The sequence below is a fragment of the Streptomyces sp. NPDC048290 genome, from assembly GCF_040652095.1.
Classification (GTDB): Bacteria; Actinomycetota; Actinomycetes; order Streptomycetales; family Streptomycetaceae; genus Streptomyces.
Genome location: NZ_JBEZLM010000012.1, coordinates 141,114 through 155,124 on the forward strand (window position 1 = coordinate 141,114; position 14,011 = coordinate 155,124).

The 14,011-nt window shown below is 69.9% G+C and carries 9 protein-coding genes and 2 pseudogenes; 7 read left to right on the forward strand and 4 right to left on the reverse strand.

Features of this window, described 5'->3' with window-relative positions; translation table 11 throughout:
• Positions 1 to 58: 58 nt before the first annotated feature.
• Positions 59 to 280: a hypothetical protein gene (locus AB0D49_RS22080; RefSeq protein ID WP_362759844.1), complete on the forward strand. Its 222-nt coding sequence runs from the start codon at positions 59 to 61 to the stop codon at positions 278 to 280.
• Here AB0D49_RS22080 and AB0D49_RS22085 read toward each other — a convergent pair.
• A complete protein-coding gene (locus tag AB0D49_RS22085) occupies positions 235 to 1,254 on the reverse strand; it encodes a zinc-binding dehydrogenase (protein WP_362759847.1) in 1,020 nt (339 codons plus the stop codon). The two genes, AB0D49_RS22080 and AB0D49_RS22085, sit on opposite strands and share 46 nt — an antisense overlap.
• A 288-nt stretch (positions 1,255 to 1,542) precedes the next feature.
• Here AB0D49_RS22085 and AB0D49_RS22090 point away from each other — a divergent pair.
• The 5 genes and pseudogenes from AB0D49_RS22090 to AB0D49_RS22110 form a co-directional block, all read left to right on the forward strand.
• Positions 1,543 to 4,410: pseudogene (locus tag AB0D49_RS22090) on the forward strand (Tn3 family transposase); the annotation flags it as partial.
• A gap of 290 nt (positions 4,411 to 4,700) precedes the next feature.
• Positions 4,701 to 5,831 (forward strand): site-specific integrase, encoded by a 1,131-nt coding sequence (locus AB0D49_RS22095; protein WP_362759850.1) that lies wholly within the window; start codon positions 4,701 to 4,703, stop codon positions 5,829 to 5,831.
• Positions 5,828 to 8,263 (forward strand): site-specific integrase, encoded by a 2,436-nt coding sequence (locus AB0D49_RS22100; protein WP_362759853.1) that lies wholly within the window; start codon positions 5,828 to 5,830, stop codon positions 8,261 to 8,263. The genes AB0D49_RS22095 and AB0D49_RS22100 overlap by 4 nt, the downstream gene beginning before the upstream one ends.
• Positions 8,264 to 8,374: 111 nt before the next feature.
• On the forward strand, positions 8,375 to 8,962 hold the full coding sequence (locus tag AB0D49_RS22105; protein WP_362759856.1) for an SMI1/KNR4 family protein: 588 nt from the start codon (positions 8,375 to 8,377) through the stop codon (positions 8,960 to 8,962).
• A gap of 186 nt (positions 8,963 to 9,148) precedes the next feature.
• Positions 9,149 to 9,403, forward strand: a pseudogene (locus AB0D49_RS22110) (Tn3 family transposase); the annotation flags it as partial.
• A gap of 47 nt (positions 9,404 to 9,450) precedes the next feature.
• Here AB0D49_RS22110 and AB0D49_RS22115 read toward each other — a convergent pair.
• Positions 9,451 to 10,869: a DUF1214 domain-containing protein gene (locus AB0D49_RS22115; RefSeq protein ID WP_362759859.1), complete on the reverse strand. Its 1,419-nt coding sequence runs from the start codon at positions 10,867 to 10,869 to the stop codon at positions 9,451 to 9,453.
• 381 nt (positions 10,870 to 11,250) lie between these two features.
• Here AB0D49_RS22115 and AB0D49_RS22120 point away from each other — a divergent pair, with 381 nt between their 5' ends.
• Complete coding sequence (locus AB0D49_RS22120) at positions 11,251 to 12,177, forward strand: recombinase family protein (RefSeq protein WP_362759862.1); 927 nt, start codon at positions 11,251 to 11,253, stop codon at positions 12,175 to 12,177.
• A gap of 72 nt (positions 12,178 to 12,249) precedes the next feature.
• Here the strand turns inward: AB0D49_RS22120 and AB0D49_RS22125 are convergent, their stop codons facing one another.
• Together AB0D49_RS22125 and AB0D49_RS22130 are read right to left on the reverse strand one after the other, a co-directional pair.
• A complete protein-coding gene (locus AB0D49_RS22125; RefSeq protein WP_362759864.1) occupies positions 12,250 to 12,870 on the reverse strand; it encodes a TetR family transcriptional regulator in 621 nt (206 codons plus the stop codon).
• 26 nt (positions 12,871 to 12,896) lie between these two features.
• Positions 12,897 to 13,910, reverse strand: a complete 1,014-nt coding sequence (locus AB0D49_RS22130; protein ID WP_362759867.1) for an aldo/keto reductase — start codon at positions 13,908 to 13,910, stop codon at positions 12,897 to 12,899.
• Positions 13,911 to 14,011 lie beyond the last annotated feature (101 nt).

A 14,011-nucleotide genomic window follows, 5' to 3' on the forward strand; every position in this document is an offset into this window, starting at 1 on the left:
CCATCGTCACCACCACCATCCTCACCACCACTGATCCATCACGGCCGCCGGAGGAGTCATGCCGCAGATCGACACGAGCAAGGTCAGCCGATGGGACCAGCACGGCCGGGAACACGTGGTCCGCGTCGCCCGCACCGGCGCCCAGCGCACCATCAGCTGCGACACCTGCGGCTGGCGCCGCCGCGCCCAGTTCCTGCCCTGGCTGAAGGCCGAGGAACATCTGGCCGAGGCCCATCAGGCGACCGTCGACCCCGGCGGTTCGACACCGGGCGCCGGCTGACCGTCCACCCCGGTCACCAGCACGGACTTGCCCACCACCGTCCGCTCGGCGAGCGCCCGATGCGCCTCCGCCGCCCGCTCCAGCGGATACCTCGCCCCGATCACCGGCCGCAGCCCGCCCCGGACCGTCAGGGCGAACGCCCGCGTCAGCATCCCGCTCACCGCCACCTCACCCGGGGAGCCGAACTCCAGCGCGTTGATCACCGTCACCCCCTGGCGCCGCGCCGCCTCCGGGTCGATGTCCGCGAAGCCCTCCGCCGTGCCGTAGGTGAGGAAGCGACCGCCCCTCGCCACCGTCCGGAACGCCTCCCGGCCCAGTCGGCCACCGGCCCCGTCGAAAGCCACCGCCACCCCGGTGCCGCCCGTCGCCGCCCGCACCCTGTCCGGCCAGTCCGGCTCGCTGTAGTCCACCGTGAGCGTGGCGCCCAGCTCCGTAGCCAGCGCGCGTTTGCGCCCGCCCCGCGCCGCCGCGATCACCCGCGCACCGGCGGCTTCCGCCAACTGCACCACCAGCGACCCGGCGCCCCCGGCCGCCGCCGCGACCAGCACCCACGCCCCCTTCTCGATCCGCCCCTCACCGATCAGCATCTGCGCGGTCACCGCGTCATGCAGCAGCGCCGCCGCCTCGGCGAACCCCAGTTCCTCCGGCAGCGGTACTGCCTCCGCCGCCTCGGCGGCCATCCGCTCGGCATAGCCGCCGCTGCCCCGGACCAGTACCCGCCGCCCGATCCAGCCGGGGTCCACCCCCTCACCCACCGACAGCACCAGCCCGGCGCCGCCGCCTCCCGGGACGTACGGCAGCTCCAGCGGGAAGTACTCCTGGCCCCAGCCGGAACGCAGCAGGGTGTCCAGGAAGATCACATCGGCCGCGGCGATGGCCACGACCAGTTGGCCGGGTCCCGCCACCGGGTCGGCGACCTCCCGCGCGACCAGCACCTCCGGTCCGCCGAACTCCCGTACCTGAATCGCCCGCATCCGCGCTCACCGCTCCCGCCCCGCTCCCGGCCGTCCCTGGCTGTCCGGCCCCGTTCGGCAACGTAGGACCTCAAGAACGGTTGAGGTCAAGCGGACGATCACCTCCCCCTTCCCCTGTTCCGGGGCCCCTCCCTCCCCTCCCCGCTCCCCTACTCCGGCCTCGGGGAGCATTGGTACAGCGGTTAACGCTAAGCCGGTGATCATGGCCTCTACCACGGGCGGCAGGCCCGGCGGCGAGGTTCGGCGGAAGATCCCTGAGCGTTCGCGGGCGCCGATAGCTTCGCGTCCATGCCAGTGGAGTTCCTGACCGATGAGCAGGCAGCGTCGTACGGCAAGTTCAACGAGGAGCCGACCCGGCCGGAGCTGGAGCGGTTCTTCTTCCTGGATGACGAGGACCGCAAGCTGATCGCGAAGCGGCGCGGAGACCACAGTCGGCTCGGGTTCGCTCTCCAGATGTGCACCGTGCGCTACATCGGTCGGTTCCTCCCGGACGACCCGCTGGACGTGCCGTGGGTCGTGGTCGAGCACCTGGCCGTGCAGCTCGGCATCGAGGACGTCAGTTGCGTGAAGCGATACACCGAGCGCAAGCCGACGCCGTACGAGCACGCGTGGGAGATCCGGGACGCCTACGAGTACCGCGAGTACGAGGATGCGGAGTGGTCCCGGCGGTTCAGGACGTTCCTGCACGGGCGGGCGTGGACGCACGCCGAGGGGCCGGTGGCGCTGTTCAACCAGGCCGTGGGCTGGCTGCGCCGTCACCGGGTGCTGCTGCCCGGGGTGAGCGTGCTGGCCCGGCAGGTGTCGGAGGCCCGGAAGGTCGCGGAGAAGCGGCTGCACGCCACGGTCGCGGGCGTGGCCAGCCGCGCCGACCCGGCGCTGCCGAGCGACTTGGTGGCGACGTTGAAGACGCCGGAGGGAGCGCGGTTCTCGGAACTGGAGCGGCTGCGCCGGCCGCCGACGCGGATGACCGGCACGGCCTTCGCCCGCGCGCTGGAGCGCGTGGACGAGATCGGCGCATACCGGCTCGGGCGGCTGAGGCTGTCGCAGATCCCGCCGAACCGGATGGCGGCGCTGGCCCGGTACGCGCTGGGGTCGAAGGCGCCGCTGTTGGAGCGAGCGGCGGAGCCCAAGCGCACGGCGATGCTCACCGCGGTGATGCGGCATCTGGAGGCGAAGGCCATCGATGAGGCCCTGGATCTCTTCCAGGTCCTCATGGCCACCCGGCTGCTGAACGCCGCGAAGCGGAAGACGGAGAAGGAACGCCTGTCCACGCTGCCGCAGCTGGAGAAGGCGTCCCGGCTGGTCGCCCGTGCGTGGACGGTGCTGGTCGAGGAACTGGAGCTGGTGGAGGAGCACGGCGCGGACCTGGACGTGTCCGCGCTGTGGGCGGCGCTGGAGGAAGTCGGCCAGCGGGCGGCGGTGACGACCGCCGCGGCGACCGTGGTGACGCTGGTACCCGAGGACGAGAACACCGCGGACGTCGCGATGCGGGCCGCGCTGGCCACCCGCTACGCCACCGTGCGCCCGTTTCTCGCGCTGTTGGGTGAGTCGAAGGCCCTGGACGCGGCGAGCGCCGGGAAGCGGGTGCTGGCCGGGGTGCGGGGTCTTCCGGCGCTGGCGCGGCGGAAGGTCGGGGTGAAGCCGCTGCTGCCGCGCGAGGTCGACGACAAGCTCGTGCCGCCGATGTGGCGCAAGGCGGTGTATGCCAACCCGGATCTGCCGCAGGGGTCGGTGGACCGGGACGCGTATGTGGTGTGCGTGCTGGAGCAGCTGCACCGAGCCCTGAACAACCGTGACGTGTTCGCCTCGCCCTCGCACCGCTGGGCCAACCCGCGCGCCCGCCTCCTGGACGGCCCGGACTGGGACGCGGTCGAGGAGGCCGTCCTGGCGGCCCTGAGCCTGGACATGCCCGTCACCGAGCACCTGGCTGAGCTGGTGCGCGGCCTGGACGCCGCCTGGAAGCAGCTCGCGACCCGCCTGGAGGAAGCGGGCCCGGCGGCGAAGATCTCCATCGAGGTCCAGGAGGACGGGCGGGTGAAGCTGCACGTCGACAAGCTCGGCGCGCTCGGTGAGCCCAAGTCCCTGACCTGGCTGCGCCGACGGGTCGAGAAGATGCTTCCGAAGATCGATCTGCCGGACCTGTTGTTCGAGGTGAACGCCTGGACCGGGTTCCTCGACGCCTTCGTGCACCTCGGCGACGGCACGACCCGGATGAAGGACCTGCCCACGTCCATGGTCGCGCTGCTGGTGTCCGAGGCGTGCAACATCGGCCTGACCCCGGTGGTCAACCCTGCCCACGAGGCCCTGACCCGGGCCCGGCTCGTTCACGTCGACCAGTACTACCTGCGCGCCGACACCATCGCGGCGGCGAACGCGGCTCTCATCGCCGCCCAGGCCGGTATCCCGATCGTCCGGTTCTGGGGTGAGGGGCTGCTGGCCTCCGTGGACGGGCTGCGCTTCCAGGTCCCGGTGCGGACCATCAGCGCCGCCCCCTCGCCCAAGTACTTCGGGTTCAAGCGGGGTATCACCTGGCTCAACGCCGTCAACGATCAGGTCGCGGGCATCGGGCAGATGGTGGTGCCTGGCACCCCGCGCGACTCCCTGCACATCCTGGACGCCCTGCTGAACCTGGACGGCGGGCGCAAGCCGGAGATGGTGGCGACCGACAACGCCTCGTACTCGGACATGGTGTTCGGCCTGTTCAAGATCCTCGGCTACAACTTCAGCCCGCGGTTCCGCGACCTGGACGACCAGCGGTTCTGGCGGGCCACCATGCCCGGCGTCGAGACGGGCACCTACGGCGCGGTGGAGGACCTGGCCCGCAACCGCGTGAACCTGAACAAGGTGATCACGCACTGGCCGGACATGCTGAAGGTCGCCGGTTCCCTGGTCACCAACCAGGTCCGCGCCTACGACCTGCTGCGGATGTTCGGCCGCGACGGCCGACCGACTCCGCTGGGGCAGGCGTTCGCCGAGTACGGGCGGATCGCGAAGACCGAGCACCTGCTGCGCGTGGTCGACCCGGTGGACGACACCTACCGCCGGCAGATGAACCGGCAGCTCACCGTGCAGGAGTCCCGCCACAAGCTCGCCCGCGACGTGTGCCACGGCAAGCGGGGCACCATCCACCAGGCGTACCGGGACGGCATGGAGGACCTGTTGACCGAACTACCGGGGTGTGAGCCGACGAGCCCCCGGAGATCGACGCACGGTGACGGGACCAAAGACCAGGCCGATCAGCTTGCCTCGGAAGCCGTGCCACTCCACCGTCCTGATGTGCTGTCATCACGAGCTGTTGGAGACCACAGCAGCTCGTGGAGGCTCAGGTGCAAGAGGGCAAGCAGTTACGGGACGTCACGGTGCTCACGGTGGCGAGGGTCGGCCGGGTCGAGGAGACCGGCGATCCGTCGCTGCCTTACCGGCTGCTCGACCGCGACGGGATCGAGGTGGCGGCAGTCAGCGAGTTCCTGCTCGACATGCTCGCCGACGACGACAGCCCGGCCTCGCTCCGCTCGTATGCGTACGAGCTGCTGGCCTGGTTCCGGTTCCTGTGGGCCGTCGACGTTCCGTGGGACCGGGCCGGCCGGGCGGAGGCCCGAGACTTCGCACTGTGGCTGAAGATGGCCAAGAAGCCGCCGCGGCCCCGGCGGCCGGGCGCCCCGGCGCCCGGGTCGGTCAATCCGGTGACCGGCAAGCGGTACGCGGGCGAGAACTACGCGGCACGCACCCGGAGGCACGCGCGGGCAGTCGTCCGCAGTTTCTACGAGTACCACCGCGACATGCACGGACGGCCGCTGCTCAACCCGTTCCCGAAGACCAAGCGCGCCAAGGACGAGCACCTCGACGCCCACCACAACCCGATGCACGCCTTCAAGCGCCCTGTCCGCCGGGCCCCCTACCAGCCGAAGGAACCCCGGCGAACCCCGCGCGGCATCCCCGACCAGGCATTCAACGAACTGTTCGCGGCCCTGCCCTCGCACCGCGACCGCGCGCTGGTCGCCTTCTACATCTCGGCCGGCCCGCGCGCCTCGGAACTACTCGGCGTCAGCCGGGACCGGGTCAGCCCCGGTGACCAGACGATCGGTGTCATCCGTAAGGGCTCCCGGGCCCTGCAATGGATACCCGCCTCCAGCGACGCGTTCGTATGGCTGCGGCTCTATCAGCAGCAGATCCGCCCGCAGGCCCTCGACGGGCCGGAGGAGCCGCTGTGGTGGACCCTCCGGCGCCCGATCAGGCCGTTGAGCTACGACGCGGCACGCATGGTGTTCACCCGGGCCAACGAGACCCTGGGAGCGAACTGGACCCTGCATGACCTGCGGCACAGCGCGGCCAAGCGCATGGTGCGCGACCCCAAGCTCTCGCTTACCGACGTCCAATGGGTCCTTGGCCATCTCCACATCAGCACCACGGAGCAGTACCTCGAACCCGCCGAGGACGAGGTCGTCGCGCACGTGCTGGCCCACCACGCCCAGCAGGCTGCGGAGCCCGTCAAACCGGTGATGCCCGCTCCGGGCTACCGTTCCGAGGTTCTCCAGACGCTGCTCGGCACGGCCGCCCTTGGTGGAGGCCCGGCATGACCACCGTGACCGTGACGGCCCGGCCCTCCGCCTCCGTCCGTCACGCCCCCTTGCCTCCCGGCCAGGAGAAGCGCGAAGCGCCGGCGACCTGGTGGCAGACGGAGGAACCGCGCGAACAGGTACTGGAGCGCACACTCGCGCTGCCGTTCACCGCGGACAGCGATGCCAACCTGCGCACACGGCACCGCGGTCTGATCAAGCTGCTGGACTGGCTGGAGGACCAGCCCGGCCGCACCTGGCAGGAGCGCTGGATGGCCAGCGGAGCCGAGGAAGCAGGCCGGGAGTGGACGCGGCTGCCGATGCAGTGGCTCGCCGAGCACCAGCGGGCACGCAAGTATGACCGCGCCGATCTGTGCTGCGGGATGATCCCGCTGCTGGGCGGACAAGTCGTACGCCCCGCCTACCGGTGGCTACTGAGGCAGCGCCCTTCGCAACTGCTGGCACACATCCGCAGCGTCACCGATCCCGGCGGTTTCGCGGCGCTCAAGGACCAGTACACGGCCACCGGCCACGCGGGAGCCAACGACTGCAACAACGCACTCAACCGCATCACCTGGATCGTGGCCTCCAAGGGTGGCACCGTCCACGACGTCACCATCGGCGACTGCGTCGAACTGCAGCACGCCATCGGCGAGCACCAGACCAACGGCTACCACGGCAAGCACCTCTTCTACGCGCTCCTCGCGGGCCTTGGCGTTTTCGGCCCTGATGCCCCGGCGCGGCTGAAGACGGTGATGCTGCCGGGGCAGTTGACACCGGCAGCCCTGGTCGACCGGCAGGGCATCACCTGCACCGCGATACGCGACCTCCTGGTCGACTACCTCACCGAACGCGCGGTGGACGTCGACTACACCACGCTGGAGGACATGGCCCGCACCCTGGCCGGACTTTTCTGGCGCGACCTGGAGAAACACCACCCGGGCATCGACTCGCTGCGGCTGGACGCCGACACCGTCACCGCCTGGCGAGAGCGCGTCCGCATGGTTCGTGACCGGCACGGCACCCCCATCCGGCCGCGGGTCAACGCACACACCGTGTTCAGCTGGGTCCGCACGTTCTACCAGGATCTCGCCCGCTGGGCCGCCGACGAGCCGACGCGCTGGGGCCCGTGGGTCGCGCCCTGCCCGGTCCGCGACAGCGACACCGACCACAGCAAGAACCGCGCCCGCCGCAAGGCGGCCATGGACCAGCGAACCCGCACCCTGCTGCCCGCACTCCCGGCCCTGGTCAAAGCCGTCGAGCGCCAGCTCAAGGACGCCCAGACCTGTCTCGCCACCGGGCGGGAGACCCCGGCCGGAGTCCCGTTCACCACTCCGGCGGGCGAGAACCTCCTCCGCCGTGCCGGGGTGTCCTCCCGCATCTACGCCGACGACCCCGCCACCGGCCGGCGCCGGGACCTGACCGTGGAAGAGGAACGCGCCTTCTGGGCCTGGGCCATCGTCGAGGTCCTTCGCCACACCGGCATGCGCATCGAGGAAGCACTCGAACTCACTCACCACAGCTTCGTCGCCTACCAGCTGCCCACCACCGGCGAGATCGTACCCATGCTCCAGGTCGCCCCGTCCAAGCTCGACCAGGAGCGGCTGCTGCTGGTCTCACCAGAGCTCGGCGAGGTGCTGACTGCGATCATTCATCGCGTTCGGCGCGGGCAGCAGGCCATGCCGCTGGTCTCCGCCTACGACAGTCTGGAACGGCTCTGGAGTGCACCGATGCCGTTCCTCTTTCAGCGCCGCTGCGGCCCGGAGGACCGGGCCATCCCGCGCAACTACATCTACACCTGCCTCAACGACGCCCTCGCCACGAGCGGGCTGACCGGGCCCGGCAACGAGCAGCTGCGATACACGCCCCACGACTTCCGGAGAATCTTCGTGACCGATGCCCTCCGCTCCGGTCTGCCCCCGCACATCGCCGCCCGCATCTGCGGCCACCGGACGGTCGACACGACCCTCGGCTATGCCGCGATCTATCCCGAGGACGTCATCAACCACCACCGGTCCTTCATCGCCCGCCGTCGGGCGCTGCGACCCGGGGAGGAGTACCGCGAGCCCACCGCACAGGAGTGGCAGGACTTCCTCGCCCACTTCGAGCTGCGGAAGGTCGCCCTCGGCGTCTGCGCGCGCGACTTCGGCACCCCCTGCGTCCATGAACACGCCTGCATCCGCTGCCCTGTCCTGCGGCCCGACCCCGCGCAGATGCCCCGCCTGGAGGAGATCCACGCGAACCTGCTCGACCGACTCCAGGAGGCCAAGGAACAGGTATGGCTTGGCGAGGTCGCCGCGATCGAGGCCAGCCTCGCCGCCGCCGAGCAGAAACTCGCCGCCATGCGCGACCTCGCGGCCCGGCACATTACCGTCCACCTGGGCATGCCCGATTTCCGTGGCGTCGTCGCGCGCATCGACTCCGAGCAGCGAAACGAGGATGCGAAGCAGTAGCCCTGAGCACTACAACGAGGGCGGGCCGGCTTCGCTCTCCTGAGGGAATGGGTTCTTCTGGCCAGCTGACCACAGCCACCCATAGGGTGACGGGGACGAGAGAAGAGCACGATGGATCCCCGCATACCCCGCCTGCGTCGCAAGCTGGCAGCGATCCCGTTCCAACCCCTGCGCAGCCACTCCTTCGGAGAAGAGCAACACAAGTTCCGCCTCGGTCCGAAGCTGGCGGAAGCACGCGTCGCTGCGTTCGAGGCCGAGCACGACATCGTCCTGCCCGACGCCTATCGGCAGTTCCTCACGCACATCGGCGGCTCAGGCGCGGCGCCGTTCTACGGCCTCATGCCGCTGGAGCGGTGTTCCTTGCTGGTCATGAACCCGCGCGGAGAACCGGGGGCACCCCGCGGCTTCGACGACGCAGAGCCCGGGGGTCACGGACGCGACCTCTTCCTCCACGTCATCGAAATGGGCTGCACCGACGTATGTGTCATCGCGGTGACCGGTCCCCTCACCGGCCGCGTCCTCATCGGCAACAGCGACGGGTTCTGGGGCCCCAACGTCTCCTCAGCCACCGGCTTCCTCGGCTGGTACGAACGCTGGCTCAACCACATGAGCGCCGGACGCGACAACCGGGCCCTGGAACTCACCTCACCCCAGCTTCGTGCCCATCCCGACAGGCATCGCATGGCACCGAAGATTTGACTCTCCGTGACCACTCCACGGAAAGTGATCCAGAACCCGGTTCGCGCGGACAAGGCCAACGCGATCGACACGCCCGACGGAGCGCGTCCACCCAACTTCTTCACGACTACTTTCCGTGGTGAACTTCAGATCACAGGCGGACCCGCCACCGAGCTGGGCTAGTTCGGATAAGACCAGCTCGGCGCGCTCGGCCTGGTCCTCAACGCCATCGTGCTGTGGACCACGAAGTACCTCGACGCCGCCGTCGAGGCGCTCCGCGCTGAGGGCCACGAGATCCCGGGCGAGGACGTCGCCCGGCTCTCCCCGCTCAAGCACGCGAACCTGAACCTGCTCGGCCGCTACAGCTTCACCGCCTCCACCCCGGCCGCCGGTGCCCTGCGCCCGCTGCGCGACCCGGACGCGCCCGAACTGGACGAGGACGACGACGGCGGCGGGGAGTGAGCCGCCCTGGGCGCACAGGGGTGTCCGTCTGCCCAGGGCGGCGCAGGTCAGGTCGTGGTGAAGTCGGGCAGGGCCCAGGTCTTGTCGAAGTATTCCTGGGTGGGGCCGTAGAGGCGGAAGTAGACGAACCAGCCGTCGTCGCCGGTGGTCTTCATCCAGTTGGTCTCGGCGCCTTCGGGGGCGGTGGGGCCGATGTAGAGGTCGATGCTGTCGTCGGTGTTGAAGACGAGTTCCTCGTCGCGGCTGTCGAGGCTGATGTCGCGGATGGCGGTGCCGCCGTTGTCATAGGCGCGGCGGGTGGCCTCGCTGTAGAGGGTCAGGGACCAGAACTGCTTGACGGGCATGCCGGCGGGAACGTGGAGGCGGTAGGTACGGTCAGCGCGGATGAGGTTGCCGTCGGCGTCGCGCTTGGTGGTCATGTAGACCTGACCCTTGTTGACCGTGGGCTCGACCATGCCCTTGCTGCTGCCGACAGCCTCATAGAACCAGGTCGCGCGCTCGTCGAGCTGGACCGAGGTGTCGGTCTCCTGCTCCAGGGAGAAGTCGAAGCTCTTGAACCAGTTCGTGCCCGGCCAGTACGGGGCGTCGTGGCGAGGGGAGACCTGGTTGGCGCGGGCCATCAGCTCACCGATCGCGGCCCCGTTCTCCAGGATCAGTCGCTGCCGGTCGTCGGGTGCGAAGGGCTGCCCGGGGGCGATACCGAGGGGGGCGATCATGGCCATGATGCCCTTGTCGATCTCCCGGACGGGTTCCTGGCCCAGGACGTTGGCGAGGTCCTCCCAGTAGCGCAGGCCCCGGGCGGGGGTGGCCGACCACTCGCGGTCGACGTTCTCGATGAAGTTGGCCGACGCCGCCTCCTGGCCCTCGCGCCAGATCCGGAAGCCGTCCTTGACCGACTCCATCACCTTGGGGTCCTGGTCCAGGACCCGGAAGAGAATCCAGCAGTTCACCGTCGCGGAGCGGACCACGATACGGCCGGAGTCGTCGTAGGGGGATGCGTCGGCATCCGGGCCGATGACGACGTAGCCGCCGCCGTTGCCGCCGTCGGGGCCGGTCTGCCCCAGGTCGGTCGCCGGGCGCTGCCAGAAGTCCAAAACGCCTCCGGCGGTGGGCCCGGCCGGGTAGTCGAACAGGACCGGGCCCTCGGCCAGGCTCATGAAGTTGCCGATGTAGGGGGTGGTGAGGTTCGCGGTCAGGATGCCCCGCTTCTCCCGCAGCGTCTGGTAGACGACGAAATCGGACAGGCTGGTGGCGCCGAAGGTGGCGGCGGCCTGGTCACGCCAGGTGGCCGAACCCATGAGCGGCGTGAACCACACGTACGCTTGCGCGGCCCGCTGCGCGTCCAGCTCGTTCAGAAGCAGCGCGGACGATTCGTCCGTCGGGTAGTTCTGCTCCAGGCGGATCGTGCCGAACGACGTCTCGATCGTCTCGTCACCGGTCAACGACGCCTCGTGAGGCTGTGTCATCTACTGGACCCCATCCCTTGTTCCACCAGGGGCTCATCGTCAGGACAAGGACACCTGGAGCGGCTCCGCTCCACGCCGCGGGCAGCACGCAGCGGCCCGCCCCCACCGAACGAGTACCCCGAGTAGTGATCTTTTTACGCAGCGTAGGGTGTCGCGAATGGGCGTCTGAAGACTTCTTCCGGACAATGCTCAGCGGACACCGGCCACACAGGGCATCTCGGCAACTCCATCTGTCGTCAAACGATCGAATGAAGACAGGCGCGACAGCCGTCCAATGGACCCGGACTTTCCGGGGTCCCGATCCAATGAGATCCGATGACGGCTGATGACAGGGTTTGCTGACAGCTAGGGTCGGATGCGACCACCACAACGGGGAGCGGCATGGCCAACCTGGTCTACAAGCGGGTGTCGACCGACCAGCAGTCGACCGACCGTCAGAACCTCGTCCTGGACGAGGCCGGGATCGAGGACCCGGTCGTCTTCGAGGAGGAGCCCGGCACCTCCAGCCGCCTCCACCCGCTTGAGCGCCCGAAGTTCGGCGAGCTGCTTGTGTACGCGCGGCCGGGCGACACCGTGCACATCTCCGAGATGTTCCGCCTCGTACGCGGCACCGGGCACATCCTCGACGTGCTCGACGTCCTCCACCGAGACCGCCTCTCCCTGCGCATCCACGACGGGGCGTTCTCCGCGATGGACCTCACCGCCCGCCACCCGCGCACCGGCGAGCTGCTGTCCACCGTGAAGTTCATGGTGCAGACCCTCGCCGCCGCCGGCGAACTCCAACGCGACCTGCAACGTGAGCTGACGTACGACGGCCTGCGGGCGGCAGAGGCCAAGGGCAACAAGGGCGGGCGCCGCCCGGTTGTCACGGCAGCGAAGGCCGCCGCCGTCCGCGCCGCGTACCTGGGCGGCCAGTCCATCGCCGCCCTGGCCCGCAACCACCACGTCAGCCGCGGCGCCATCCGTACCGCCGTCGCCGACCTCCTGCCCGAGCACACGGCCCCCGATCTGGACGACCCCGCCCCGGAGCAGCCGGTCACCCTCGACATGCCGGGCAAGGTCGCCGACTTCCTCCGTGCCGCCGAGCTGGAGCCAGCCGAACGAGCCGCGCTCGACCAGAGCGTCACCGTACGGCGCGGCCAGGGCTACACCCTGCGCGTCAGCGCAGTCCCCGCCGTGCACCTCGGGCTCCTCGCCCGCTGTCAACCGCTCGACGGCGGTCTCGGCATCCCGGCGGTCCCGGCCCAGCGCAAGGCTCGCCGCGAATACGAGAGCCGCGTCAGTTCGCTTGCACCGACCGCACCATGATCGTTCTCAGCGCCAACGGCTGTACCGATGTTCCCGGCCTGCAGCGACCGAGCCATGATCACCGGCTTAGCGTTAACCGCTGTACCGATGTTCCCCGAGGCCGTACTCCGACCGCAACCCCGCGAGCAGCAGCCCCAGCATCGCCTCCAGGTCCGTCTCCACCCCCGGCCGCACCCACTCCGCCGCATAGCACGGATCATGGAACCGGCCGCTGGCCTGGAACAGCACCCGGGCGGTGAGCCGCTCGTCGGCCGTGTGGAACGCGCCCGTCGTCACCCCGTCCCCGACTATCTGCGCCAGCTGGGCCGTGAGGTCGGTGATGTGGTCGTCCACCGCCTGGACCGCCTCGTCCACCAGCACCATGTACGTGGCGAACAGCTCGGGGTCCTCGCCCGCCTTGCGCCGCTTGGCCTCGAACAGCGCCCACAGCCAGGACCGCAGCCGCTCCTCCGGATCGCTGTCCCGCCCGGCGATCACCGAAAGGCTCTCCGACGTGCGGTCCAGCCACCGCTTGGTCACCGCCTCGCGCAGCGCCGCCTTGGTGCGGAAGTGGCGGTACACACTGCCGTGGCTGACGCCGAGGGCGCGGGCCACGTCGACCACGGTGGCCTTGGCCGGTCCATGGCGGCGCAGCACCTCCTCGGTCGCCTCAAGGATGCGCTCGGCGGTGAGGGTCTCGCTGGTGGGTGGCATGTCTTTGACCGTACCTGGCGGCCGGTTCAGCGTTCGCTGTCGAGGTGGGCCATCTGTCCCGTCGGGTAGCGGTCGCCGGCCGCCGCTCCGGCGGGTACCGCCCGCTCGATCGCCGCGAGGTCGGTCTCGTCCAGCGTCACATCGAGCGCGCCCAGCGCCTCGGTCAGCCGGGCCCGGCTGCGGGCGCCGACCAGCGGCACCACGTCCTCGCCTCTGCTGAGCACCCAGGCGATGGCGATCTGGGCGACGCTGACCCCCTTCTGCTCGGCGATCTTCCGTAGGGCCTCGACCAGCGCCAGGTTGTGCTGGAGGTTCTCGCCCTGGAAGCGCGGGGACATCGCCCGGAAGTCATGGGCGGCGAGCTGCCGGTCGGCGCTGAAGTGCCCGGAGATCAGCCCTCGGGAGAGCACGCCGTACGCCGTGACGCCGATGCCCAGTTCGCGGGCGGTGGGGAGGATGTCGGCCTCGATGCCACGGGAGATCAGCGAGTACTCGATCTGGAGGTCGGAGACCGGGGCGGTGGCGGCGGCCCGGCGGAGGGTCTCGGCGCCGACCTCGCTCAGCCCGATGTGCCGGACATGGCCCTGCTCCACCAGTTCGGCGAGGGCGCCGACGGTCTCCTCGATGGGGACGTCCGGGTCGAGGCGGGCGATCCGGTAGATGTCGATGTGGTCGGTGCCGAGGCGCTGGAGGGAGTACGCCGCGAAGTTCTTCACGGCGGCGGGTCGGCCGTCGTAGCCGCTCCAGCCGCCGTCCGGGTCGCGCAGGGCGCCGAACTTCACGCTGATCAGCGCCTGCTCCCGGCGGGTCGCGGGGGCGGCGCGCAGGGCTTCGCCGATGAGCAGTTCGTTGTGCCCCATGCCGTAGAAGTCGCCGGTGTCGAGCAGGGTCAGACCGGCTTCCAGCGCCGCGTGGATGGTCGCGATGGACTCCGCCCGGTCCGCTTCGCCGTACAGCGCGGACATGCCCATGCAGCCGAGGCCGAGGGCGGAGACCTGGGGGCCGGTGGTGCCGAGTGTGCGTGTCGGTGTGGTGGTCATGGCTCCACGATGACATTACAGCTGACAGATTTCAATATCTGTCAGCTGTCATTTGTCAGCCACTTATCTGCCACCACCCCCCTCACCACCTCCCCCACCCC